We start from the raw sequence: 25759 nt of genomic DNA on the forward strand, positions 1-25759 counted from the left end.
GGTCGGTCCGGGGGTGGTGAGAGCCGGGCGGTCAGCCGGCGAGCTTCTCCGGGTCGACGATGTCCTTGGCGTCGGGCGCCTTCACCTCGACGGGCTTGTCGAAGTCGGAGAGCGTCATCTTCACCGGGTCCTTGCCCTTGATGTCGACCCCGAGGATGTACGGCTCGCCCTCCGTGGCCACCGCCATCGTGTAGGTGCCCTCGTCGTCCTTCTCGACGAGGCGCAGGGCGCGCCTGCCGTCGACGGTGGTCTCACCGGACTTCTCGGCCGCGTTGTCGTTGGCCTCGAAATCCTTGAACATCGTGGCCAGGTCGCAGAGTTCGAGCATGTCCTTGCTGTCGGGGTCCGAGGCCTTCGACTTCATCCAGCGGCCCGCGAGCATCTTGACCGCGGCGTCGACGTCCGCGGCGGGCTCGCCCTTGGACTGCTCGCGCAGCAGTGCCTCGTCGAACTTCGTGTAGACCGTGCCGCCGGTCTTGCGGATCTCCATGGTCCCGGCCGGGCCGATGGACATGGTCCCGGCGCAGTCGCCGGGGAGAGCCGCGGTGAGGTGGGCGGTGACCGGGCCGTCCTCCGTCTTCGTCTCGACGGTGATGTTCATGGACTTCGCCTTCTTCGTCGCCTTGATCGCCTTGTTGACGACCTCGGGGCCCGACAGGTCGGCGAAGGGGCCGGCGGGCTTCGAGGAGGAGCCGTCGGTGCCGCAGGCGGCCAGGCTGAGCAGGGTGAGGGCGCAGAGGGTGTTGACGGTGGTGCGGGCGAGAAGGCGCATGGCGGAGGACTTTCCGGAGATGTCGAACGGAGCGGAGGGGGAGTGGGGAGGGGGACGGGGATAGGGGACGGGGGCGGAGACGAGGTGGAGCAGGGAGCGGAGCAGGAAGTGGAGCAGGGGGCGGACGGAGCCTGGGAGTGCGTCAGAGCTTCAGGTCCCACTGGCTGGCGTCGTAGGAGAATCCGGGGCTGACCTCCACGGTCAGGTTCCGGGCGTCCGCGGGGGTGTCGAAGGCGAGCTCGACCGTGGCCTTCTTGCCCGGCAGGATCGTGCCGCTGAAGCCGCCGCCGACCTTGTCGTCGAAGATCTGCTCGGCGTCCACGCTGTTCTCGCCGGCCCGGGCCGAGACGGTGACGAGGTCCGCGTCGAACTTCTTCTTGCCCGCGTTCTCGATGACGACGGAGACGCGGTAGGCCTTGTTGCCGTCGCTGTGTCCGACGGCGTACTCGTCCGGGGTGTACGGGGCGGGGTCGCCGACCGTGACCGTCAGCTGGTCGTCGTATGCGGCCGAGTCGCCGGCCGTCAGCGCCTTGCCGTCGTCCTTCTTCTTGTCGGCGCCGCCCTTGGCGCCGTCGCCGCCGGGCCTCGGCTTCGCGGAGGCCGTGGTGCCCGACACCGCCTTGTCGATCTCGTCCACGGCGTCGCCCACGGCCTTGAACGTGATCACCGCGCCGACCACCGCCAGGATCAGGGAGATCAGGCCGAGGGCGGCGCCGAAGGTGGCGACGCCCTTGTTGGTGGCCTCGGCCCGCCTGGCCCGGCCCCGGCCCGCCAGGCCCAGGATCAGGGCGATGACGCCGAGGATGCCCGCCAGCCAGAACAGGAGCGGGATCAGGCCCGACACCGCACCGATGACACCCAGGACGAGCGCTGCGATGCCCAGTCCGTTGCGCGCGGGGCCCACGCCCGGTGTCTGGGCAGGGGCGTACGGCTGCTGGGGGTGCGGGGGCTGCGTGAATTCAGACATAAGTGTGCCCTCCGGTGAAGGGTGGGATGAAAGGAAGCGTGTGAGTGGATCGGTGCGCCGAGGTCGTGTGGCAGCGAGTCAATAAGATCAGAGCTTGTGAACCGAGTCAACACGATTCACAATGAACGAGTTGGTGCACGCTGTGAATCGGTTTCGTGTGAGCGGCATCGGTATGCTCGCCGTCACCGCACCACGACGAAGGCCAGGACTGGGGGGTGTCTGATAAATGAGTGCGGGAGAAGGAGCGGGGTCCGGTGCGTGCGATCGCAAGGCGCCGGAGTGTCTGCGTGGCGGAGCCACGTGGGCGGTTCGGCAACGCCGCGAGCGTGCCGGCCCCCGCGACGCCGCAGGTATGTGTCAGACACCCCTAGGGCCAGGACCAGGAGAAAGTCAGTGCCGGAGAACTCGACAGAGGTGACCGCTGCCGGGATCGCCCGACTCGCGGGTGTGGGGCGCGCCGCCGTCAGCAACTGGCGGCGCCGTCACGCGGACTTCCCCAAGCCTGTCGGCGGCACCGAGACCAGTCCGTCCTTCTTGCTGTCCGAGGTCGAGCAATGGCTGCGTGACCAGGGGAAACTCGCCGAGATCCCGCTCCGTGAACGGGTCTGGCAGCAACTCGTCGGACATCCGCTCGGCCCGGTCCCCGCCCTGGTCCACGCCGGCTGCGCCCTGCTGGTGCTGCGGGACGACCCCGCCGCCTGGCGGGAGATCGCCGCCGTGCCCGACGAGGCGATGGCCGGGGTGCTGTCTCTCGTCCTCGACGACGTGCTCGCCGAACGGTTCGGGCCCGCCGAGGAACGCGGGCGGGCGGTTCACATCCCCGGGCGCGCGGAGCTGCTCCCGTCCGTCGCACTGCTCCGCGGTGTCGCCGAACTCGCCGCCGAGAACGGCGCCCGGGACACGTTCGAGTTCCTGCTGGGCCGTCAACTGGACGCCAATCCACGCCAGTACACCCTCACACCCCCCGGACTCGCCGCGCTCATGGCCGCGTTGGCGGACGCCGGGGAACGGCCCGCCCGTACCGTCCTCGACCCCGCGGCGGGCACCGGCGCCCTGCTGTGCGCGGCCGGTCGCCGCGACGCCCTGTACGCGCAGGAGTCCGACCCCGACCTCGCCTCGCTCACCGCGCTCCGCCTCGCGCTCCACGACGACACCGACGCCGGTGCCGGTACTGACGTCGGTGCCGGTACCGGCCGCGCCGTTCGCGTCCGTACGGGCGACACCCTCCTCGCTGATGCCTTCCCGCGGCTCGCCGTCGACGTGGTGCTCTGCCATCCGCCGTTCAACGAACGCAACTGGGGCCACGACGAACTCGCCTACGACCCGCGCTGGGAGTACGGCTTCCCGGCCCGCACCGAGTCCGAACTCGCCTGGGTCCAGCATTCCCTGGCCCGCCTGCGGGAAGGTGGCGTCGCCGTCCTCCTGATGCCGCCCGCCGCCGCGTCGCGCCGCTCCGGGCGCCGTATCCGCGCCGATCTGCTGCGGCGCGGCGCCCTGCGCGCCGTCATCGCGCTCCCGGCCGGCGCCGCACCCCCGTACGGCATCCCGCTCCACCTCTGGGTGCTGCGCAGGCCCGGGAGCGGGGGACGCCCCTCGCCGCACGTACTGCTCGTCGACACCGCCGAACCGGCCGAACCGGTCGCGCCGGGCCAGGCGGCCGGTGCCCCGGTCGGCGGGCGCGACCGGCTCGACTGGCAGGCGGTGCACGCCGCCGTGCTCGGCGCCTGGCAGTCGTTCGTGGGGGAGGGCGAGGGGGCCGCCGGGCGCGAAGGCGCAGGAGAGGGCACGGGCGGGAGCCGGGGGGAGGGCGGTCGGGTCGTTCCCGTCATCGAACTCCTCGACGACGACGTCGACCTGGCCCCCGCCCGCCATCTCCCGTCGCCGGCGGCCACGAGCGGACCCGCCGAACTGATCCGGGTACGGGAACGGCTGACCGAGACGCTCGGCCTCACCGGCACCCTCCCCCCGCCGCCCGTGGCCCCCGCCGCCCCGGCCCACTGGCCGCTCACCACCGTCGGCGAACTCGCCCGCGCCGGCGCGCTCCGGCTGTACACCGGCGGCTCCGGCGCGGGCCCCGCCCACGCCTCCGTTCCCGTCCTCACGGAGCACGACGTCCTCGGCTCCGCCGCCCCCTCGGGCAGCCTCCCCGCCGACGGCCCCGTTGAGGAACCGGTCCTGGTCGAAGCCGGTGACGTCGTGGTGCCCGTGCTCGGCGGCGGCTCCGTCGTCCGCGTCGTCGACGACGCCACCGCCGGGGCGGCCCTGGGCCGCAACCTCCAGCTGCTGCGCCCGGACCCGGCCGCCCTCGACCCCTGGTTCCTCGCCGGGTTCCTGCGCGGCACCGCCAACAACCGCCAGGCCAGCAGTTACGCCTCCACCGCCACCCGGCTCGACGCCCGCCGCCTCCAACTGCCCCGCCTGCCCCTCGCGGAACAACGCGGGTACGGGGAGCGGTTCCGCGCGCTGGCCGACTTCGAGGAGGCGCTCAGGCTGATCGGCAGGCTCGGCGGCCGGCTGGTCCAGGGGATGTACGACGGACTGACGGACGGCACGATCGCGTTGGAGTGAGCGGGCGCGCGGATGTGAACGAGTGCGCCGGAGCGGACGGGTGCGCCGGAGCGGAAGGATGTGCTGGAGTGAGCGGGCGCGCGGATGTGAACGAGTGCGCCGGAGCGGACGGGTGCGCCGGAGCGGAAGGATGTGCTGGAGTGAGCGGGCGCGCGGATGTGAACGGGCGCGCCGGAGCGAACAGGCGCGCGGACGTGAGCGGGCGCGCGGAAGTGATCGGAACCACAACGGTTCCGCACAACCCGGCGCCGGTTGTCGGTGTCGCCCTTTACGCTCGGATCCGCGTACACGGTGGAGTGTGTGCGCGGACGTTCCACGATCAGGTCTCCAGGAGCAGCCATGTACGCCCCGGGTCATCTCCCGACGCCGCCGCGTCGGGTCCCCAGCAGGGCCTGGATCGTCTCGATGCGTGTGCTGTTCATCGTGCTCGCGGTGTGTTCGTTCGGCCTGTTGCTGTGGACCCCGCTGCTCCGGCTCGCGATCGTGCGCCGCCGACGGACCGACTGGTGGCTGACCGGGGCGGGCTTCCTGTTCGTCTGCGTACTCCTGCCCATCCTCGGCAGGGACGGGGACGAGGACCCCGCCGGCATCGACTACGTCCTCATATCGCTGTTGCTGGCGGTGCTGGCGGCAGCGGTCGGGTACTACGTGGTCGAGGACATCCGCCATTACGAGCGGCTCACACGGCCGAGGCCCGTGATCGGGTACGGCGACCCGACGGTACCGGGATACGGATACCCGCTCATGCGGTCGATGGGCGCGCCGCCCACCGCTCCCGCGCCGCCCGCCGCGCACGTTCCCGGGGCCACCGCTCCCGCGCCGCCCACCGCTCCCGCCCCCGGGGCCGCCGCGACACCCGTGCCCTTCCCCGCGCCCGCCCCGGCTCCCACGCCTCCGCAGCCGTATCAGCCGCAGTCGCCCGCCGCGCCGCAGTCACCCGTCGTGCCGCAGTCGCCCGCCGCGCCGCAGTCGCCCGCCGCGCCGCGGTCACCCGTCGTGCCGCACCCGCATTCCGCCTCCGCCGCCGCACCGGCCCCCGCTCCGCATCCGTCACGGCCACCGCATCCGTCGCGGACGTCCGAGCCATCGCGGCCGCCGCGTCCGGCGCCTCCGCAGCAGTCCCAGCGCATCGATCAGGTCCGTGCCGAGCTGGACGAGCTGAGCGCCTACCTCCGCAAGGAGGAGGAACGGTGAGCGGGCGCGTCGTCGCCGGGCGGTACGAACTGGCGACCGTCATCGGACAGGGCGGCATGGGCCAGGTCTGGACGGCCTACGACCAGCGGCTGGACCGGCGGGTCGCGGTGAAGCTGCTCCGTCCCGACCGGGTCGCCGGCCCCGCCGGGAGCCAGGGCGCGGACGAGCTGCGCCGCCGCTTCGTCCGCGAGTGCCGGGTCACCGCGCAGGTCGACCACCCCGGCCTGGTCACCGTCCATGACGCGGGCAGCGACGGCGAGGACCTGTACCTCGTCATGCAGTACGTCGAGGGGGCGGACCTCGCCGACCACCTCGCTGAGCACGACCCGTACCCCTGGCAGTGGTCCGTGTCCGTCGCCGCCCAGTTGTGCGCCGTCCTGTGCGCCGTGCACGCGGTCCCGATCGTCCACCGGGACCTCAAGCCCCGCAATGTGATCGTGCGTCCGGACGGCGCCGTCACCGTCCTGGACCTGGGCGTCGCCTCCGTGCTGGGGGCCGACACCACCCGCCTCACCCACACCGGTTCCCCGATCGGCTCCCCGGCCTACATGGCCCCCGAGCAGGCGATGGGCGGCCCCGTCGGGCCGTACACCGACCTGTACGCCCTCGGGGTGCTTCTCCACGAGCTCCTCAGCGGCGACGTGCCGTTCGCGGGTTCCACCGCCCTCGGCGTGCTCCACCGCCACCTCCACGAACCGCCGCTGCCGGTCCGCCAGGTGCGGCCCGACATCCCCGAACCGCTCGAAGCGCTGGTGCTCCGCCTGCTCGCCAAGGACCCGCGGCACCGCCCGGCCGACGCCCAGGAGGTGTACGAACACCTCGCCCCGCTGCTCCCCGTCCGGGGCGCGGGCCTGCCCGCCCGGCCGCTCGACCCCACCCGGCCCTTCCTGCGCCCGCACGCCCCCTGGCCCGAGCGCGGCGCCGCCCCGTCGCCGCCGCTGTCGCCGCCTCCGTCGGTTCCGGCCGCGTCCCCGGCCTCGTCGGCGTCCGCGTCCACGCCGCCGTCCGCGGACCCCGGGCCGGGCCCGACCGATGTGGCCGCCGCCGTCGACGACGTCAAGCGGCTGCTCGGTGAGGGGCGCGTCACCCAGGCCGTGGACCTCCTCGGCTCCCTCCTCCCGGTCGCGGCCGAACAGCACGGCGACGGCTCGGCCGTGGTCCACATCCTGCGCAAGCAGTACGCGGCCACGCTGATGGACGACGGCCAGTACCGCCGCGCCCTGCCCGAGCTGCGCCGCCTCGTCGACGACCGCGCCGCGCAGGCCGGACCGCATGACGCCCAACTGCTCCGGTTCCGCCAGGACGCCGCCCAGTGCCTGGAACAGCTCGGTGACCCGGCCGCCGCGCTCGCCGAGTACCGCGCGGTCCTCCCGTACTGCGAGAACCACCGGGCCACGGGCGGCGACCCGGCCCGCTCCTTCGAGATCCGGGAGCGCATCGGGCTGCTGCTGCTCGCGCTCGGCGACCAGGCGGGCGCGCGGGTCCAGTTCCAGGGACTGCTGTACGACGCGGAACGGGCCTACGGGCCGCACCACCCGCTCCCGGTGGAACTGCGCCGGCGACTCGACCCCCGGACGGCGCGGACCCACAGCGCCTGAGGGCTGTCGACGGGCGCGACCGCCCGGCGAGCCGGGAGGTAATGGACACGCCAAAGTTGCGCAATGGAATGTCACGGAGTGCCGGTCGGGCCCCCGACGACATGAGATCGTGTTCTGCCGCCGGGGCGGCTGACGACCCCGCCTGCCCCGTCGGCCTCACACTCTTCCTCTCACCTCATCGAGCACCGCCGAGGTCTTTGTGCCCTCTCACCGCCTGTCCAAGAAGCACCGCCGCGTCTCCCTCGCCGCGGCGGCCGCCGCCGTTCTCGTCGGCGGCGCCTTCGCGGCCGAGTCCGCCACCGCCACCACGGCCTCCCGGCCGGCCCCCGAGATCTACACCGGGCATGTCTTCGACACCTGCACCGCGCCGTCGCTGACCACCATGAAGGGCTGGTACGGCTCCTCCGTCTACCACGGGGCGGCCGTGTACGTCGGCGGGAAGAACCGCGGCTGCGCACAGCCCAACCTGACCGCCTCCTGGGTGAAGTCCGTCAGCGCCGTCGGCTGGAAGCTGGTCCCGCTGTACGTCGGGGCGCAGCCGCCGTGCCAGAAGAGCGCCAACCCGGAGAAGATGACCGCGGCCGACGCCGTCCCGCTGGGCGCCGCCGACGCCAAGGACGCGGTGGCGAAGGAGGCCGCGCTGGGCATGAAGCCGGGCAGCCCGGTCTACCTCGACATGGAGTACTTCGACCCGAAGAACACCTCCTGCGTCAACACCGTCCTCGCGTACATCCGGTCGTTCGACAAGACGGTCAAGGCCAAGGGGTACTGGACCGGCTTCTACGGCTTCAGCGACTCCAGCGCCGCCGTCGTGGCCGGCGCGAAGGACCGCACGGACCTGCCCGAGATCCTCTGGTACGCCCGCTACGACGACGTCTACTCCACCACCAAGGGGTTCCCGTACGCGCCGACGCTGTACACCGGGCACCGCCGGGGCCACCAGTACGCCGTCAACAAGAAGGTGACGCACACCGGCGGCACGCTCACCATCGACCGGAACGCCTGGGACGCCCCGGTCGCGATCGTGGGCGGCTGAGACAGGGCCCAGGCCCTGTCTCAGGGCCTTCCGCGACACGCTTCAACGCCCGTCCGGTACGGCCGGCGCACCCGGCGCATTCGGTACGGCCGGCGCGTCCGCGGCGCCCGGCTCCGGCGGCCCGGCCGGCGCCGGCCGCCCCTCCGGTGCGTACCGCCCGCGCCGCCGCGCACCCCACGCCGTGACCGCGATCAGCGCGAGCGCCGACCCCGTCCCCGCCGCCGCGCCCGCGCGCAGGCCCGGCGGCCGGAACGTGCAGTCGATCACCCCGCCGTGCGGCGGCACCGGCGTGGCGACCAGGCCCAGGCGGTTGTCGGCGGGCCGTCCCTGGCAGCTCCAGCCCGCGATCCGGGGCGCGGCGATCACGGCCGTTCCGGTGCTGCCGGGCGGCAGCGCGGCCCGGATCCCGTGGGAGGTGACGCGGACGTCCGTCGCGCCGGTGCGCCTCAGCCCGGCCACCGCCGACGCCAGCCGCGCCCGGTCCAGGCAGCCGATCGCGTCCACCGGCACCGACCCCTCGCGCACCGGGGCCAGCGCGATCCGCACGGAGGAGGCACCGCCGAGCGTCCCCAGCCGTTCCATCGCCGCGCGCCGGGCCGGGAGCTCGCCCTTGAGGACGACCATCGGGCCGTCGCCGACGCGGGCCGTGCCGAACAGGTCCGGCGCCCACAGATACGCCTCCGAGCCCGCCGGGCACGTCGCGCTCAGCGTGTACCCGCCGCCGCGCACCCGGTAGTCGCGCCCGTTCCGGTTCGTCACCGCGGTCCCGTCCGCCGTGCGCAGCACCGTCCTCGGCACCGTGTAGACCGTGGAGCCGAGCAGCTTCTCCTGGTTCCGGAAGGGGGAGCGGCCGTACGCCGCCGGGCCGCCCGGCTGTCGTACCGTCACCAGCGGCGGCACCTCCGCGCGGTGCGTCGCCACCGTCCAGCGCGCCGGGGCGCCCGCCGTGCGCTCCGGCGCGCGGGTGGTGCGCAGCCGCGCGCCGACGGAGAAGACCGCGTCCGTGACCGGGTTGTCGAGGCTCTGCACGGCCCGGCCGTTCGACGTCCAGCCGCCGCCCAGCGCGAGCAGCGTGCGGGTCAGCACGGCGGGCGTGTGGCTGCTGTAGTACGCGCCGCCCTGACCGCCCACCAGCAACGGGTCGTTGGCCGTGGCCTGCTGTCGGCCCGGATCCGTGCGGTAGCGCGGCCAGCCCTCGGCGTCGGCGACGGCCGCCGCCTGGTCCCGCTGCCGTTCGCCCCAGGGCGCGTAGCGGTCGAGCCGGCGGCGCTTCTGCCAGTCGCCGTACGCGGTGGTCGCCGCGGCCTGGCCGACCTGGGCGCCGATCAGCAGGACGGCGGCCAGCGCCGCGAACCGCCGCCCCCTCCCGGCCACGGCCGGCGCCGCGACCGCCGCCAGCAGACCGGCCGCGAACAGCGGGTACGTCCAGCCCGTGACCAGCGCGCTGGACGCCGCCCCGGCCGCGACCAGGCAGGGCACCGCGGCCCCGCCCAGCAGCGCCCGGCGCTCCGGCCAGCCGTACGACACCGAGATCCAGGCGGTGATCACCACCAGTCCGGCCAGCACGAACGTCTGCCGGTAGGGGCTGCCGTTGGGGGTGGTGAACGCGTGCCACAGCAGATGCGTCGGCCCCCACTGGAACGACAGCGCGACCACCGCGACCAGCGCCGGCCACGCCCACCGCTCGCGGCGCGGCGCCGCCCGCCGGAACGCCAGCGTCCCCGCCAGCAGCAGGGTGCCCGTGCCGACGAACAGCGCCGGGGTGAAGAAGCTGTACGTGGCGGGGAGCAGCCGGGCGAACACATCGGGCCAGGCGGCGGGCGCGAACGTCCGGTTCCAGCCCGGGTAGGCGTGCTTCGTCCCCAGGTACACGGGCAGCAGCACCGGGGCCGCGATCCCGATGCCCAGGACGACCGTCAGCGCCGCCCGCCCCAGCGCCCGGACCGTCGTCCGCCGGTCCGCCCGCTCGGTGAACAGCCGCAGCCCGAGGACCAGCGCCGCCCCCAGCGTGGCCATGTACGCCGTGTAGAAGTTGGCCGCCCACACCACCGCGACCAGCAGCGGAGCGGCGACCCGGCGCCGGCCCGTGCGGGCCCACTCGGCGGTCAGGCAGAGCAGCGGCAGGGCGATCAGCCCGTCCAGCCACATCGGGTTGTACGACGCCTCGATGACCGACCAGCCGCACAGCGCGTACGAGCCGCCCAGCACCCCCGCCGCCCACCACCGGCCGCCGCGCAGCGTCAGCAGCAGCAGGGCCATCACCGCGGCGGCCGACGCCGTCTTCAGGACGGTGACCGCATAGACCGCGAGGTCGATCCTCTCGCGCGGGAAGACGCCGACGAGCAGCGCGAAGGGGCTGGTCAGATAGGTGCCCAGATCCGGCAGGAAGCTCGTCCCGAACCCCGACGACCAGTTGAACAGCAGCCCGCCGTCGGCGTTCCCGTGCAGCAGGTCCCACAGTCTCGCGTGGAACGGGACGAACTGGTTGCCCAGGTCGTTGACGCTGCGGGTGTGCGACCCGAACGGGAAGGAGCGCGCCGCGGCGTCGCCCGCGCACACGGCGACGGCGGTGATCAGCGCGGCGAGCGAGCCCGCGCGCCGGCGGGGGCGAGACATCGGCATACGCGGGAATATGCCAGCATCGAACACCCAAATCCCTTACGAAACGGGCTAGTTCACCTGATGGACGCCCACCGGTCATTCGGAGCGTCAAGTTCCGACATGTGGGCGGGTTGGTGTACGTCTGTGCTGATCTCGCTGGTGGTGCCTTGTTTCAACGAGGAAGAGATCCTGGAGCGCTTTCACGGGCGCGTGACGGACGAAATGGCCCGGCTGGGCCATGAGTTCCGGCTGCTCTACGTCGACGACGGCAGCGCGGACCGGACGCCCGCGATCCTCCAGGAACTCGCCGCCGCCGACCCGTGCGTCCGCTACGTCTCCTTCAGCCGCAACTTCGGCAAGGAGGCGGCCATGCTGGCCGGTCTCCAGCACGCCGAGGGGGACGCGGTCGTCATCATGGACGCCGATCTACAGCACCCGCCCGAACTGGTGGGCCGGATGCTCCAGGAGCACGCGAACGGCTACGACCAGGTGATCGCCCGCCGCACCCGCAACGGCGAGGCCGTCACCCGCACCCTCGCCGCCCGCGCCTACTACTGGCTGATCAACCGCATGGTCGACGTCGAACTCGTCGACGGAGTCGGGGACTTCAGGCTCCTGTCGCGCCGCACCGTGGACGCCGTGCTCGAACTCACCGAGTACAACCGGTTCTCCAAGGGCCTGTTCGCCTGGGTGGGGTTCCGCACCACCACGTTCGGCTACCAGAACGCCGTCCGCGAACAGGGCCGTTCCGCCTGGACGTTCGGAAAGCTGCTCAACTACGGCCTGGACGGGCTGCTCTCCTTCAACGACAAACCGCTGCGCGCCGCGCTCTACCTCGGCCTGCTGCTGCTCTCCGTCGCCTGCGCGTACGCCGCGTGGATCGTCGGCGTCGCACTGGTGGAGGGCGTCGAGACCCCCGGCTATGTCACGCTCCTCGTCGTGGTCACCGCCCTCGCCGGGGTCCAGATGGTGCTGGTCGGGGTGATCGGCGAATACGTCGGCCGCATCTACTACGAGGTGAAGCGGCGCCCGCACTTCCTGGTGAAGGCCGCCAACACCGGGCCGGCGGCGGGCGAGGCGCGGCGGCGGGAGTCCGCGCGGCGATGACGGTCACCGCGCAGATGGCCCGGTTCGCACTCGTCGGCGTGGTCAACACGGGTACTTACTACGGCTGTTACCTCCTGCTGCTGAACCCTCTGCCGTATCTCGCCGCCCACACGGCCGCGTTCGTGCTGAGCATGACCGGCTCCTTCTTCCTGAACTGCCGGTTCACCTACCGGACCCGCCCCACCTGGCGGAAGTTCCTGCTCTTCCCGCTCACCAACGCGGCCAACTTCCTCATCACCACCGGCGGCGTCTGGGTGCTGGTGGACCTCGCCGGGTTCGGCAGCCGGTACGCGCCGCTCGTCGCGGCGGCGGCGGCCGTCCCGATCACGTTCGTCGTCTCGCGCGTGATCATGTTGAGCCCGGACGGCGCCCGAACCCGGTGCGCGGGCGGCGGCCGGCCCCGCCCGTCCCGTGGACGGAAGCGGTCCGCCGGGGCCGTGACGCGACGCCCCGGCGGGCACCACATCCCCAACTCTCCCGGAATCGTTGGTCGAACCAGTGGCCCCGATCACGTCCACTGCCTACCATCGATCACCGCAAGGTCTTGTGCGCTGATGCACAAAGTCTCCCCGGGAGGTTCCTTTGCACCGCCGCCGTCGCACCGCGTTCGTCGTCTCCGCCGCCCTGCTGGCCGGCGCCCCGCTGCTGACCGCCTGCGGCAGCCAGGCCCATCCCGGAGCCGCGGCCCTCGTCGGCGGCGACCGGATCGAGGTGTCCGCCGTGCAGGGCCAGGTGGCGGCGGTCCGCGAGGCCCAGCGCGACTCCCCGGACGCCGCCCAGCTCATCGACAAGTCCGGGCAGCTGGGCCGGGCCAAGCTGCACAGCCTGATCTTCGACCGGGTCCTGGACCGGGCCGCGCGGGACGCGGGCGTGACCGTCGACCGCAACGAGGTCCAGGAGATGCGGAAGGCCGCGGTCGCCCAGTCCGGGGGAGAGGAGCGGCTGCGGGCGGCGATGCTCCAGCAGAGCTGGGTCGCGCCCGGCCAGATCGACGCCGTGCTGCGCGAGCAGGTCCAGCTGACGAAGCTGGCCCAGGCGCTCGGCGCCGACCTGCGGCAGCCCGAGGGGCAGAAGCTCGTGGGCGACGCCCTCGGCAAGGCGTCGAAGGCGCTGAAGGTCGACGTCAACCCGCGCTACGGCACCTGGAACGACGAGCAGGCCCAGCTCGCCGCCTACCAGGCCCCCTGGATCACCCAGGTCACCAAGCCCGCCGACGCGGCCCCGGAGTCCGGCGCGTAGCGCAGCACGGCCGGAGGTAGATTCGAACGGTGAACGATGAAGCCCCCGGCCGCGCCGAAGACCTCGGCCGCGCCGAAGCCCCCGGCCGTATCGTCCTGCTCACCGCCAGCCACCGGGTGGCCCCCGGGCTCCTGTCCTGGCCCGCCTGGCAGGCGCTGCACGCCGCCGACCAGGTGCTCTGCGCCGAGCCGGACAACCCGCAGCTGCCGTATCTGCGGGAGGCGGGCGTCGCCGTGGACCACGCCGCGCCCACCGCGCGGGAGCTCGTGGACGCCTGCGCGGGCGGCCGGAGCGTCGTCGTCCTCACCGGCGGCGAGGGGAACCGGCCGCTGACCGACGGGCTCGCCCGGCTCGCCGGTTCGGGGCGGGAGGAGATGCCGGACCTGGAGCTGCTGCCCGGCTCGTACGACCTGCCCGGCGCGCGCCTCCTCGACCTGGTCCAGGTCATGGACCGGATCCGGGACGAATGCCCGTGGACCTCGCAGAAGACCCACGAGGGCCTCGCCAAGTACGCCATCGAGGAGGCGTACGAACTCGTCGAGGCGATCGAGGACGGCGACCGCGACGAGCTCCGCGAGGAACTGGGCGACGTGCTCCTCCAAGTCGTCCTCCACGCCCGGATCGCCGAGGAGGGCGGCCCGGGGGAGGAGGACGAGCCGTTCTCCGTCGACGACGTGGCCGCGACCATCGTCGAGAAGCTCATCCACCGCCACCCGCACGTCTTCGGCGACGAGACCGCCGAGACCCCGGAGGAGGTGCGCGCGCACTGGCTGCGGACCAAGGCCGTCGAGAAGCGGCGCGCCTCCGTCACCGACGGGGTGCCGCTGGGCCAGCCCGGGCTGGCGCTGGCGGCGAAGCTCGCCTCCCGGGTCCGTGCCGCCGGGCTCGATGTGCCGCTCCCCGCCGGTGAGGGCATCGGCTACGAACTTCTCGCCCTCGCCGTACGCGCCGAACAGGACGGCGTGGACCCCGAGGCCGCGCTGAGGGCCGCGGGCCGCGCCTACCGGGACGCCATCCGGGCGGCCGAGGGCAACGGATAACGTCACAGGGTGAACCACACCCCCGCCGACCGCCCCGGGAAAGAGCCCGAGGGCCGCCCCGCCGACCAGCCAAAAGACCGGTCCGCGGGCCGTGTCGCCGATCAGTCCGGGAAGGAGCCCGAGGGCCCTCCCGCCGACCGGTCCGGAGACCGCCCCGCCGACCGGTCCGGAGACCGCCCCGGAGACCGCCCCGGAGACCGTCCCGGAGACGGCCCCACGGGCTGCCCGGCGGGCGCCCCCGAACTCTTCACCTGGGAGTTCGCCACCGACCCGTACCCCGCCTACGCCTGGCTGCGCGAGCACAGCCCCGTGCACCGCACCACCCTGCCCAGCGGCGTCGAGGCATGGCTGGTCACCCGGTACGCGGACGCCCGGCAGGCGCTCGCCGACGCCCGGCTCTCCAAGAACCCGGCGCACCACGCCGAGCCCGCGCACGCCAAGGGGAAGACCGGCATCCCCGGCGAGCGCAAGGCGGAGCTGATGACGCACCTGCTGAACATCGACCCGCCCGACCACACCCGGCTGCGCCGCCTGGTGTCCAAGGCGTTCACCCCGCGCCGGGTCGCCGCGTTCGCGCCGCGCGTCCAGGAGCTGACGGACCGGCTCATCGACCGCTTCGCCGCGGAGGGCCGGGCGGACCTCATCCACGACTTCGCGTTCCCGCTCCCCATCTACGCGATCTGCGACCTGCTCGGCGTCCCGCCGGAGGACCAGGACGACTTCCGGGACTGGGCGGGCATGATGATCCGGCACGGCGGCGGCCCGCGCGGCGGCGTCGCCCGGTCGGTGAAGAAGATGCGCGGCTACCTCGCGGAGCTCATCCACCGCAAGCGCGAGAACCCCGGGGACGACCTGATCTCCGGGCTGATCCGGGCGAGCGACCACGGCGAGCACCTCACCGAGAACGAGGCCGCCGCCATGGCCTTCATCCTTCTCTTCGCCGGCTTCGAGACCACCGTCAACCTCATCGGCAACGGCGTCTACGCGCTGCTGCGCAACCCCGCAGAACGCATACGGCTGCAACACGCCCTCGACGCGGGGGACGACGGGCTGCTGGAGACCGGGATCGAGGAACTGCTCCGCTACGACGGACCGGTGGAGCTGGCGACCTGGCGGTTCGCCACCGAGCCGCTCGCCCTCGGCGGACAGGACATCGCCCCCGGCGACCCGGTGCTCGTCGTGCTCGCCGCCGCCGACCGCGACCCGGCGCGCTTCACGGACCCCGACACCCTCGACCTCGCTCGGCGGGACAACCAGCACCTCGGATACGGGCACGGCATCCACTACTGCCTGGGCGCGCCGCTCGCCCGGCTGGAGGGGAGGACCGCGCTGGCCACGCTGCTGCGCCGCCTGCCGGACCTGCGACTGGCGGTGGAACCCGCCGATCTGCGGTGGCGCGGCGGGCTCATCATGCGCGGACTGCGCACCCTCCCCGTGGAGTTCGAGGCCCGGCCATGACCCCCGTTTCTGACGGAACGTCAATTCTGTGATGTTCGCGTGATCCGTGCTGCATCGACTTGTGACGCGCGTTCGAGTCCGGTTAGGTTCACCGTTCGACTCACCAGTCGCTCGTCAGAACTCGTCCGTCACACGGAAGGCAACCCCATGGGCTCCGCGAACGGCAGACACCGCCGCCCCCGTCAGGCACCCGCCATCGTCGTCGCCGCGGGTGTGACCGGATCCGCCATCGCCCTCCCGCTGCTGGGGGCGGGCGCCGCGCAGGCGGCCGACTCCGTGACCTGGGACCGGGTCGCGGAGTGCGAGAGCGGCGGCTCCTGGAGCGCCGACTTCGGGAACGGCTCCTACGGCGGCCTCCAGTTCACCCCGGAACTCTGGAAGGCGTACGGCGGTGAGGCGTACGCCCCGCGCGCCGACCTCGCCAGCCGCGCTCAGCAGATCGCCGTGGCCGAGAAGGTCCTGGCCGACCGGGGGCCGAAGGCGTGGCCGAGCTGCGCGACCCTCTCCGGGCTCGCCGTGAACGGGGCGCAGCCGGGGGTCGACCCGGGCGCGGCCCCCTCCGGCGGAGCCTCGAAGGGCGCCGGGACGGAGAAGGACGCCGGGCCGGCGGACGATGCCTCGCAGAAGCACGGGAAGGCGTCCGGCGAGGCTTCGGCGCCCCCGTCCGGCGAGAGCGCCACGCCGTCGGACGGCGCCGCGGGGGCGGACGCCGGAACAGGAACGGCGGAGGAGTCCCCGTCCGGAGAGTCGGCCACCCCGCCCTCCGATACGCACCGTTCGCCCGAATCAGGGGATATGACGGATTCACTCACCCCCTCGGCTCCGTCCGGGGAGTCCGACGAGGCGTCGGGCGCGGGCGGCAGGCATCGGGGGGCGCCGGCCGCCGAGGAGGGCCGGGGCGACTCGGACGGCGGCCTCGACCGCGAGTCGGGCCGCCACGCCTCGCGCGGCGAGGGCGGGGCGCGCGACGCGGCCGCCCCGGCGGCCGACGACGCGTACACCGTCCGTCCGGGTGACAATCTCTGGGCAATTGCTGACGCACAGAAAGTTCCCGGCGGATGGCCCGCGCTCTACGACGCCAACAAGGATGTCGTGGGCGACGACCCGGACCTCATCCTCCCCGGCCAGAGCCTCGATCTCGGTGTGAACGCCGACTGAGAGGGCCGGTCGACCGGCTGAGGGGGCCTCAAATCCTGGGGTAGTTCAGAGACCTATGTCCGCTTATGTGTAAGTGAGACATGGGTCTCTTTGCGTTCGCTGGCGTGTCGCGTTCGCCGAAGTTGTCCGTGTCCGCTCCGACCTGCGAAAACGACGGTTCCTCAGATGCAAGTACGGGATGATTGTCCGATGTGTCCATCTTTGAATATGAGGGTTATATGTGTTTACGGTCGGAACCGCTCGCACCGCGGGCCCCGTCGACCGTCACGCCGAATCCTGCCGTCGGTCGGAGGGACACAGACGCGTCAAGCGCCGTAGGCAGGAGCGGGGGAACCAGGTAGGCGCCGGCCCGGACCGTCGAAAGACGCGTCAGGACCGGCTTGGGGTGAAGTCGCGCGCTAGGACGCGCGACCGGGCAACTCACTCGCCCGAACCCGACAGCTCACCTCGTAGGCGTCGGTGAGGAGACGTTCCATGCTGTTTTCCGGCAAGGGCAAGCACCGCCGCCCGTCCAAGGCCGTCCGTGTCGCCACGCTCGCCGGTGTCGCCGGCTCCGCCGTCGCCGTTCCGCTGATGGGCGCGACCGGCGCCTCCGCCGCCTCCGTCGCCACCTGGGACGCCGTCGCCCAGTGCGAGTCCGGCGGCAACTGGTCCATCAACACCGGCAACGGCTACTACGGCGGCCTGCAGTTCTCGCAGTCCAGCTGGGCCGCCGCCGGCGGTCTGCAGTACGCCCCCCGCGCCGACCTGGCCACCAAGGCCCAGCAGATCGCCACCGCCGAGCGCCTCCTCGCCATGCAGGGCCCGGGCGCCTGGGGCTGCGCCTCCGCCGGCAACCTGCGCAACGACGGCGTCGACCCGGGCGTCAACACCTCCGCGAAGAAGCAGAGCACCCAGGCGGCTCCGAAGAAGCAGACGCAGCCGAAGCGCCAGTCGGCCCAGGCCCAGCCGCAGCAGGCCGAGCGCGGCCAGGCCCCCGCCTCCCGTTCCGACCGCCCCGCCGCGCCGCAGGCCGAGTCGAAGAAGACCGTCACCACCCCGACCGGCAAGAAGGTCAAGAAGGGCGACGGCGAGTACCAGGTCGCCTCCGGCGACTCGCTCAGCAAGATCGCCGCCGAGCACGGCGTCAAGGGCGGCTGGCAGCGGCTGTTCGAGCTGAACAAGGACATCGTCGAGAACGCCGACCTGATCTACCCGGGTCAGCAGCTCCACCTGACGAAGTAGTCCGGACCCCTCTCCTCTCCGGACTCCCCGGCCCGGCGCGCTCCCCTGCGCGCCGGGCCGGGGTTTCTGCTCGGCGCACGCGCCGCGCGCCGACGCGGCCCCACGCGCCCCGCGCCCGGGTGTGCGCCGCGCCCGAGTACGAAGCGCGGCGCGCCCGGGCGTATGCCGCCCGCGCACGCCGCCGGCGGGCGGCGCTCGTGTGCGGGGCCGCTCGTTCAACTGTTGTAGTTACTGATCTGTAATCTTCTGCCCGTTTGTCCGGAACGTGACCTCTCGGGTCCTTTTTCGTCCCAGGGGGCGGGCGGTCGTCGGGCTGAGCGGGCGGGGCCGGTTAGGCTCTTGTCGCAAGGCCAAAGTGACCCTGCAGAACCAGTGTCATATCCCAGAAGGAGATGCCTCGTGCCGTCCATCGACGTCGTCGTAGCCCGGGAAATCCTCGACTCCCGCGGAAACCCCACGGTCGAGGTCGAGGTCGGCCTCGACGACGGCAGCACGGGCCGTGCTGCCGTGCCGTCCGGCGCCTCCACCGGTGCGTTCGAGGCCATCGAGCTTCGTGACGGCGACCCCAACCGCTACCAGGGCAAGGGCGTCGAGAAGGCCGTCCTCGCCGTGATCGAGCAGATCGGCCCGGAGCTCGTCGGCTACGACGCGACCGAGCAGCGGCTGATCGACCAGGCGATGTTCGACCTGGACGCCACCGAGAACAAGGGCTCGCTCGGCGCCAACGCCATCCTCGGCGTCTCGCTGGCCGTCGCGCACGCCGCCTCCGAGGCGTCGGACCTGCCGCTCTTCCGCTACCTCGGCGGCCCGAACGCGCACCTGCTGCCCGTGCCGATGATGAACATCCTCAACGGCGGCTCGCACGCGGACTCCAACGTGGACATCCAGGAGTTCATGATCGCCCCGATCGGCGCGGAGTCCTTCTCCGAGGCGCTGCGCTGGGGCGCCGAGATCTACCACACGCTGAAGAAGGTCCTGAAGACCAAGGGCCTGTCGACCGGCCTCGGCGACGAGGGCGGCTTCGCGCCGAACCTGGAGTCGAACCGCGCCGCCCTCGACCTCATCGTCGAGGCCATCAAGGAAGCCGGGTACGTCCCGGGCAAGGACATCGCGCTCGCGCTCGACGTCGCCGCGTCCGAGTTCTACAAGGACGGCAAGTACGAGTTCGAGGGCGAGTCCCGCTCGGCCGCCGAGATGACCGAGTACTACGAGGAGCTCGTCTCCGCGTACCCGCTGGTCTCCATCGAGGACCCGCTGTACGAGGACGACTGGGCGGGCTGGAAGGTCATCACCGACCGGCTCGGCGCCAAGGTGCAGATCGTCGGTGACGACCTGTTCGTCACCAACCCGGAGCGTCTGGCCCGCGGCATCGAGGAGGGCGCGGCCAACGCCCTGCTCGTCAAGGTCAACCAGATCGGCTCGCTGACCGAGACCCTGGACGCCGTCGAGCTCGCCCAGCGCAACGGCTTCAAGTGCATGATGTCGCACCGCTCCGGCGAGACCGAGGACGTCACCATCGCCGACCTCGCCGTCGCGGTGAACTGCGGCCAGATCAAGACCGGCGCCCCGGCCCGCTCGGACCGCGTCGCCAAGTACAACCAGCTGCTGCGCATCGAGGAGATCCTCGACGACGCCGCGGTGTACGCGGGCCGCTCGGCGTTCCCCCGGTTCCGTCCGGCCGACTGACCGCGCGGCGGGGCCGGTTCACCGGTCCCGCAAGAGCCGTAGGGCCCCCGCCTCCGTCCGTCCCCGCACCCGGTCCCGTACCGTGTGCGGGGACGGACGTGTGTGAAGGGGAGGCGGGGACGATGGCCGCGAAGGACCGGGACCGGTTCTCCACCGCCACCCGGCTGCGGCTGCTCGGCGAGCAGACCGCCGCCCGTGTCTACCGGTCGCAGAGCCGCAGGCAGGACCGCCGCTCCCGGCTCACCGGCCGGGCGGCCTTCCTCGCCCTCGTCGTCTGCACCCTGGTGGTCGCGCTCGCCTACCCGATGCGCCAGTACGTCTCGCAGCGGGACGAGATCGCCGACCAGGAGCGGCTGGCCCGGGAGGCCCGGGCCCGCACCGAGCAGCTGCGCGACGAGAAGGCGCGGCTCCACGACGACGCGTACATCAAGCAGCTGGCCCGCAAGCACCTCCACTACCTCCTCCCCGGGGAGACGGGCTACACGGTGATCGACCCCGACGCGGTCAAGGAGCGCAACGGCGAGACGGACACGTCCGGCCGGCCGTGGCACGCCAACCTCTGGGACGGGGTCGACAGCGCCGACCGCCGCTGACCCGGACCCGCCGCCGAGCCGGGCCGAGGCGGGCCGAGGCGGGCCGCCCCGCTCCCGCTCGCTCCCGGGCGTTCCCCCGCTCGCCCCCGCTCGCCCTCCCGCGCCGGCCCCGGTCGCCCGTCGGCCCGTTCCCGGGCCCGGGCGGGCCCGGAACGCCTCGCCGCGCGTGGGGCATAGTGGGGTGTCAGCAGGCCAGAACCGGAAACAGAACTTAGGCAGGCATGGAAACCCCTCCTCCGCAGACCGAGTCCACCGAGCCCACCGAGGCGGACATCGCCGCGTTCCAGCAGCAGCTGGGCCGTCCGCCCCGCGGGCTGCGCGCGATCGCCCACCGCTGCCCGTGCGGCAACCCCGACGTGGTCGAGACGCGGCCCCGGCTGGAGGACGGCACGCCGTTCCCGACGACGTACTACCTGACGTGCCCGCGCGCCGCCTCCGCGATCGGCACGCTGGAGGCGAACGGCGTCATGAAGGAGATGACCGAGCGCCTCGGACGGGACCCCGAGCTGGCCGCCGCGTACCGGGCCGCGCACGAGGACTACATCGCCCGGCGCGACGCCATCGAGGTGCTGGCCGGCTTCCCCAGCGCGGGCGGCATGCCGGACCGGGTGAAGTGCCTGCACGTGCTGGTCGCGCACTCGCTGGCGGCGGGCCCCGGGGTGAACCCGCTGGGCGACGAGGCGATCGCGATGCTGCCGGAGTGGTGGCGCAAGGGGCCGTGCGTGACGCCCGCGGAGCCGCCGTCCGGTGACGGGTGGCAGGTGGCGGACGCCGACGGCGGCTGGTTCGCCGCCCGCCCCGTCGACGGCGAGGACGCCGACGGCCCCGCCGGCCCCGAGGACGGCGACCGGTGACCCGCGTCGCGGCGATCGACTGCGGCACCAACTCCATCCGCCTGCTGGTCGCCGACGCCGACCCGTCCACCGGCGAGTTCGTCGAGCTGGACCGCCGGATGGAGATCGTCCGCCTGGGCCAGGGCGTGGACCGCACCGGCCGGCTCGCCCCCGAGGCCCTGGAGCGGACCTTCGACGCCTGCCGCCGGTACGCGGCGCTGATCGAGGAGCACGGGGCGCGGCGGATCCGCTTCGTCGCCACCTCCGCCTCCCGCGACGCGGAGAACCGGGACGACTTCGTCCGGGGCGTGCGCGACATCCTGGGCGTCGAGCCCGAGGTCATCAGCGGCGACCAGGAGGCCGAGTTCTCCTTCACCGGCGCGACCAGGGAGCTCGCGGGCCGCGACCACTTCGCCAAGCCGTACCTCGTCGTGGACATCGGCGGCGGCTCCACCGAGTTCGTCCTGGGCGACGACCATGTGCGGGCGGCGCGCTCCGTGGACATGGGGTGCGTCCGGATGACCGAACGGCATCTGGTGCACGACGGCGTCGTGAGCGATCCGCCGACCCCCGGTCAGATCGCCGCCGTCCGCGCCGACGTCGACGCGGCCCTCGACCTCGCGGAGCAGACCGTTCCGCTCACCGGGGCCGCCACCCTCGTCGGCCTGGCCGGGACGGTCACCACGGTCGCCGCGATCGCCCTCGGGCTCGACGCGTACGACTCCGCGGCGATCCACCACTCCCGGATCTCCCTGGAGCAGGTCGAGGAGATCACTGCCCGGCTCGCCGCCTCCACTCACGCCGAGCGGGCGGCCATCGGCCCGATGCACCCGGGGCGGGTCGACGTGATCACCTCGGGGGCGCAGATCCTGCTCGCCGTGATGCGGCGGGCCGGAGCCCGCGAGGTCGTCGTCAGCGAGCACGACATCCTCGACGGCATCGCCTGGTACGCGGCGGACGCCGACGCCTGACCCCCTGCGGAATCGGCGGTCGGCGGTTCTTCCTCCCGGGCCGCCGGTCGGCCGCCCGCGGGCCGTGCGGCGGCCCCCGTCCCGGCTCCGGCCGGGGCCGCTCATGCGTACTCCGGCCTGCCCTTTCGAGAGCCGCCCGGGGCCCTCGGGGGAGGTCCGCCGGGGCGCTTCGCGACAAAGTTCGTGAACTTCTTCACAAGGATTTCGGGCCTGGGGGAGGCGGTTCTCGTCCTTACGGGTGCCCCCGCCCCGCCGGGGCGTCGGTCCGTGTCGGCCCGCGGTCGCCGCGGGGGTCTCGCCGGGGCGCGGACCGGGGGCGGTGGTCCACCCGGGCGACGGGCACAAGGGCCAGCTCACAGGCGGTGGACAACGTCCGTCCCCGCCTCCTGGTTCCCCTTTCGTGCCATGACCTCGGTCACGTGGGCGGCGAAGTGTAGCAGAGGGGGGTAGATACCTTGTGAAGGGGCTCACGAGGGGGTCCGCGGGGCGGGGTGGATACTCGATGGCATGAGCACCACGGAGCGTCCCAGGATCCTCGTAGTAGGCGGTGGGTACGTAGGCCTGTACGCAGCTCGACGCATTCTGAAGAAGATGCGCTACGGAGAGGCGACCGTCACGGTCGTCGACCCGCGCTCGTACATGACGTACCAGCCCTTCCTCCCCGAAACCGCCGCCGGCAACATCTCGCCCCGGCACGTCGTCGTCCCGCTGCGGCGCGTACTGCCGAAGGCCGAGGTCCTCACCGGCCGGGTCACGACCATCGACCAGGACCGCAAGGTCGCCACGGTCGCGCCGCTGGTCGGCGAGTCCTACGAGCTGCCCTTCGACTACCTGATCATCGCGCTGGGCGCGGTCTCCCGCACCTTCCCGATCCCCGGCCTCGCCGAGCAGGGCATCGGCATGAAGGGCGTCGAGGAGGCCATCGGCCTGCGCAACCACGTCCTGGAGCAGCTCGACAAGGCCGACTCGACGACCGACGAGGAGGTCCGCCGCAAGGCGCTCACCTTCGTCTTCGTGGGCGGCGGTTTCGCCGGTGCGGAGACCATCGGCGAGGTCGAGGACATGGCCCGCGACGCGGCGAAGTACTACACGAACGTGAAGCGCGAGGACATGCGCTTCGTCCTCGTGGACGCCGCCGACAAGATCCTTCCCGAGGTCGGCCCGAAGCTGGGCACCTGGGGGCGCGAGCACCTGGAGTCCCGCGGCATCGAGGTCTTCCTCGGAACCTCCATGGACTCCTGCGTCGACGGCCACGTGGTGCTGAAGAACGGCCTGGAGGTCGACGCCGGCACCATCGTGTGGACCGCCGGTGTGAAGCCGAACCCGGCGCTGGCCCGCTTCGGCCTGCCGCTGGGCCCCCGCGGCCACGTGGACACCAGCGAGAAGCTCCAGGTGCAGGGCACCGACTACATCTGGGCCGCGGGCGACAACGCCCAGGTCCCGGACATGGTCGGCCGCCGGGCCGGCAACCCGAACGCCTGGTGCCCGCCGAACGCCCAGCACGCGCTGCGCCAGGCCAAGGTCCTCGGCGACAACGTCATCTCCGGGATGCGGGGCTTCCCGCAGAAGGAGTACAGCCACGCCAACAAGGGCGCCGTCGCCGGTCTGGGGCTGCACAAGGGCGTCGCGATGATCAACCTGGGCAAGATGAAGATCAAGCTCAAGGGGCGTCTCGCCTGGTACATGCACCGTGCCTACCACGGCCTGGCGGTGCCGACCTGGAACCGCAAGATCCGTGTCTTCGCCGACTGGACCCTCGCCATGTTCCTGAAGCGCGAGGTCGTCTCGCTCGGCGCCATCGAGTCGCCGCGCGAGGAGTTCTACGAGGCCGCCAAGCCGGCCCCGGCCCCGGCCGCCGTCAAGCCCGAGGGCGAGAAGGCCGCCGCCTCCTGACGCCCCGTCGCGGGTCCACTCGCCCGCGACGCGCGCAGGACCGTGCACGACGCCCGAAGGGGCCGCCCGCCATCCGTGGTGCGGGCGGCCCCTTCGGCGTGCCCGGACGGCGGCGTACCGCCCTGCGACGTTCCGTGCCGGGCCGTGGGGCGGTGCCGTGCGGGGGCGTCGGGCCGTGGGGCGTCGGCGCGGGCCGCCGGGCGGGTGGCGCGCCGTCATATGCGTGTGCCATGCAGGTTTTTGCCGTTCCATTGCGCTGTAGCGGGATGGGTGGCGTTCGGCGGACTGTTGAGGGTGATGTGCCTCGCCGTGACGCCGCGGGTGTTCGGCGTGGTTCCAGACATGCCCGGTCCCGTTCGGGCATGTTTGGGCGTGTTTGGGCCTATTGGGAACACCATCACGGAGGTGTGCGCCATGGCAGACGCCGCATTGCGGCTGACCGCTCTCGTCGAGGAGTTTCTGGGGGAGAGGCTGCCGGTCCGGATCCGGGCCTGGGACGGCAGCGAGTCCGGACCGCCCGGTGCGCCCGTCCTCGTCCTCCGCAGCCGGCGCGCCCTGCGCAGGCTGCTCTGGAAGCCGGGCGAACTGGGTCTGGCCCGCGCCTGGGTGGCGGGCGACATCGACGTCGAGGGCGATCTGTACGAGGCCCTCGACCTGCTGGCCGCGCTGATCTGGGAGCGGGAGCCGGCGCCCGAGGACGCCGTGCACCCGGTCCGCGACCCGAGGACCAGGGCCTTCGCGAAGGGGCTGCTGCGACTCGCCGGCCCCGGGCTCCCACCGCCCCCGCCGCCCGAGGAGATGCGCCGCCGGTCCGGCGCGCTGCACACCAGGCGCCGCGACAAGGCGGCCATCAGCCACCACTACGACGTCGGCAACGACTTCTACGAGCTGGTCCTCGGCCCGTCCATGGTCTACTCCTGCGGCTACTGGCAGGACGGCGGGACGCTGGAGGAGGCCCAGCGCGACAAGCTCGACCTGGTGTGCCGCAAGCTGGCGCTGAAGGAGGGCGACCGGCTCCTCGACGTCGGCTGCGGCTGGGGCTCGATGGCGATCCACGCGGCCCGCGAGTACGGCGCCCGGGTCACCGGGGTCACCCTCTCCGCCGAGCAGGCCGCGTACGCCAGGAAGCGCGTCGCGGACGAGGGCCTGAGCGAACGGGTCGAGATCCGGGTCCAGGACTACCGGGACGTCAGGGACGGCCCGTACGACGCCGTCTCGTCCATCGGCATGGCGGAGCACGTCGGCGCGGTCCGCTTCCGCGAGTACGCCGACGACGTCCTCGCCCTCCTCAAGCCGGGCGGGCGGCTGCTCAACCACCAGATCGCCCGGCGGCCCGAGAAGGACGAGGCCGCGTACCACGTGGACGAGTTCATCGACGCCTATGTCTTCCCGGACGGCGAACTGGCCCCCGTGGGGCGGACCGTGACCATCCTGGAGGAGGCCGGGTTCGAGGCCCGCGACGTCGAGTCGATCCGCGAGCACTACGCGCTGACGCTGCGCCGCTGGGTCGCCAACCTGGAGCGGCACCAGGACCGCGCGGCCGGTCTGACCTCGCCCGGGCGGGCCAGGGTCTGGCGCCTCTACATGGCGGCCTCCGCGCTGGCCTTCGAGCACAACCGGATCGGCGTCAACCAGATCCTCGCGGTGCGCCCGGCGGCGGGCGGGGCCTCCCGGATGCCCCTGCGGGCCCGTACCTGGACGGAACAGACGCCGGCGACGACCGCCTGACCGCGCGACCGCCCGGGGCCCGGGACGTACGGCCGGCCGTACGGCACGCGCCGGGGCCGGACGCACCGGGGGCCCGGGGGCGCCCCGCGGAGG

19 protein-coding genes, 1 pseudogene and 1 riboswitch are annotated in these 25759 nt (G+C 73.0%); of the genes and pseudogenes, 17 read left to right on the plus strand and 3 right to left on the minus strand.

All coding sequences use genetic code 11. The features are described from left to right. Positions 1 to 31: 31 nt before the first annotated feature. Both WA762_RS29590 and WA762_RS29595 read right to left on the minus strand, forming a co-directional pair. Positions 32 to 772, minus strand: coding sequence for a hypothetical protein (locus tag WA762_RS29590; RefSeq protein ID WP_335939712.1), 741 nt, complete (start codon positions 770 to 772; stop codon positions 32 to 34). A 142-nt stretch (positions 773 to 914) separates the two neighbouring features. Next, positions 915 to 1739, minus strand: a complete 825-nt coding sequence (locus tag WA762_RS29595) for a DUF4190 domain-containing protein (RefSeq protein WP_335939713.1) — start codon at positions 1737 to 1739, stop codon at positions 915 to 917. Positions 1740 to 2132: 393 nt separating this feature from the next. On the opposite strand from WA762_RS29595, the gene WA762_RS29600 reads away from it, so the two are divergent. The 4 genes from WA762_RS29600 to WA762_RS29615 all read left to right on the plus strand — a co-directional run bounded on the left by WA762_RS29600 (position 2133) and on the right by WA762_RS29615 (position 8135). Beyond that, the gene (locus WA762_RS29600) at positions 2133 to 4307 is read left to right on the plus strand and encodes an N-6 DNA methylase (RefSeq protein WP_335939715.1); all 2175 of its coding nucleotides are present in this window, start codon (positions 2133 to 2135) and stop codon (positions 4305 to 4307) included. 339 nt (positions 4308 to 4646) lie between these two features. Further along, entirely contained in the window at positions 4647 to 5501 is an 855-nt protein-coding gene (locus WA762_RS29605) for a hypothetical protein (RefSeq protein WP_335939717.1), read from the plus strand. Next, positions 5498 to 7099, plus strand: coding sequence for a serine/threonine-protein kinase (locus WA762_RS29610; protein ID WP_335939718.1), 1602 nt, complete (start codon positions 5498 to 5500; stop codon positions 7097 to 7099). The genes WA762_RS29605 and WA762_RS29610 overlap by 4 nt, the downstream gene beginning before the upstream one ends. 199 nt (positions 7100 to 7298) lie before the next feature. Beyond that, positions 7299 to 8135, plus strand: a complete 837-nt coding sequence (locus WA762_RS29615; RefSeq protein ID WP_335939720.1) for a glycoside hydrolase domain-containing protein — start codon at positions 7299 to 7301, stop codon at positions 8133 to 8135. 42 nt (positions 8136 to 8177) lie between these two features. Here the strand turns inward: WA762_RS29615 and WA762_RS29620 are convergent, their stop codons facing one another. After that, a complete protein-coding gene (locus WA762_RS29620) occupies positions 8178 to 10757 on the minus strand; it encodes a YfhO family protein (RefSeq protein ID WP_335939722.1) in 2580 nt (859 codons plus the stop codon). A 123-nt stretch (positions 10758 to 10880) separates the two neighbouring features. On the opposite strand from WA762_RS29620, the gene WA762_RS29625 reads away from it, so the two are divergent. The 13 genes and pseudogenes from WA762_RS29625 (at position 10881) to WA762_RS29685 (ending at position 25666) form a co-directional block, all read left to right on the plus strand. Continuing rightward, entirely contained in the window at positions 10881 to 11843 is a 963-nt protein-coding gene (locus WA762_RS29625; RefSeq protein ID WP_335939723.1) for a glycosyltransferase family 2 protein, read from the plus strand. Next, positions 11840 to 12211, plus strand: a pseudogene (locus tag WA762_RS29630) (GtrA family protein); the annotation flags it as partial. The gene WA762_RS29625 and the pseudogene WA762_RS29630, both read left to right, overlap by 4 nt. Before the next feature lie 214 nt (positions 12212 to 12425). Continuing rightward, on the plus strand, positions 12426 to 13082 hold the full coding sequence (locus WA762_RS29635; protein ID WP_335939725.1) for a SurA N-terminal domain-containing protein: 657 nt from the start codon (positions 12426 to 12428) through the stop codon (positions 13080 to 13082). A gap of 29 nt (positions 13083 to 13111) precedes the next feature. Further along, entirely contained in the window at positions 13112 to 14122 is a 1011-nt protein-coding gene (locus tag WA762_RS29640; RefSeq protein ID WP_335939727.1) for a nucleoside triphosphate pyrophosphohydrolase, read from the plus strand. Between the two features lie 9 nt (positions 14123 to 14131). Next, entirely contained in the window at positions 14132 to 15580 is a 1449-nt protein-coding gene (locus tag WA762_RS29645; protein ID WP_335939728.1) for a cytochrome P450 family protein, read from the plus strand. A gap of 147 nt (positions 15581 to 15727) precedes the next feature. Then, positions 15728 to 16738 carry a transglycosylase family protein gene (locus tag WA762_RS29650; protein WP_335939729.1) on the plus strand — a complete coding sequence of 337 codons (1011 nt, stop codon included), beginning with the start codon at positions 15728 to 15730 and terminating at the stop codon, positions 16736 to 16738. A 300-nt stretch (positions 16739 to 17038) separates the two neighbouring features. Then, positions 17039 to 17209: riboswitch (cyclic di-AMP (ydaO/yuaA leader) on the plus strand. Positions 17210 to 17212: 3 nt separating this feature from the next. After that, positions 17213 to 17962 carry a transglycosylase family protein gene (locus WA762_RS29655; RefSeq protein WP_335939731.1) on the plus strand — a complete coding sequence of 250 codons (750 nt, stop codon included), beginning with the start codon at positions 17213 to 17215 and terminating at the stop codon, positions 17960 to 17962. A 399-nt stretch (positions 17963 to 18361) separates the two neighbouring features. Continuing rightward, positions 18362 to 19648 (plus strand): phosphopyruvate hydratase, encoded by a 1287-nt coding sequence (gene eno / locus WA762_RS29660; protein WP_335939733.1) that lies wholly within the window; start codon positions 18362 to 18364, stop codon positions 19646 to 19648. Positions 19649 to 19770: 122 nt separating this feature from the next. After that, positions 19771 to 20241, plus strand: coding sequence for an FtsB family cell division protein (locus tag WA762_RS29665; RefSeq protein ID WP_335939734.1), 471 nt, complete (start codon positions 19771 to 19773; stop codon positions 20239 to 20241). Positions 20242 to 20462: 221 nt separating this feature from the next. Further along, positions 20463 to 21095: a DUF501 domain-containing protein gene (locus WA762_RS29670; protein WP_335939736.1), complete on the plus strand. Its 633-nt coding sequence runs from the start codon at positions 20463 to 20465 to the stop codon at positions 21093 to 21095. Continuing rightward, positions 21092 to 22045 (plus strand): Ppx/GppA phosphatase family protein, encoded by a 954-nt coding sequence (locus WA762_RS29675; RefSeq protein ID WP_335939738.1) that lies wholly within the window; start codon positions 21092 to 21094, stop codon positions 22043 to 22045. The genes WA762_RS29670 and WA762_RS29675 overlap by 4 nt, the downstream gene beginning before the upstream one ends. A gap of 507 nt (positions 22046 to 22552) precedes the next feature. Further along, positions 22553 to 23938 carry an NAD(P)/FAD-dependent oxidoreductase gene (locus WA762_RS29680; RefSeq protein WP_335939740.1) on the plus strand — a complete coding sequence of 462 codons (1386 nt, stop codon included), beginning with the start codon at positions 22553 to 22555 and terminating at the stop codon, positions 23936 to 23938. A gap of 414 nt (positions 23939 to 24352) precedes the next feature. Next, the gene (locus WA762_RS29685; RefSeq protein WP_335939742.1) at positions 24353 to 25666 is read left to right on the plus strand and encodes a cyclopropane-fatty-acyl-phospholipid synthase family protein; all 1314 of its coding nucleotides are present in this window, start codon (positions 24353 to 24355) and stop codon (positions 25664 to 25666) included. Positions 25667 to 25759 lie beyond the last annotated feature (93 nt).

This window comes from Streptomyces tyrfis (assembly GCF_037034285.1).
Taxonomy (GTDB): domain Bacteria; phylum Actinomycetota; class Actinomycetes; order Streptomycetales; family Streptomycetaceae; genus Streptomyces.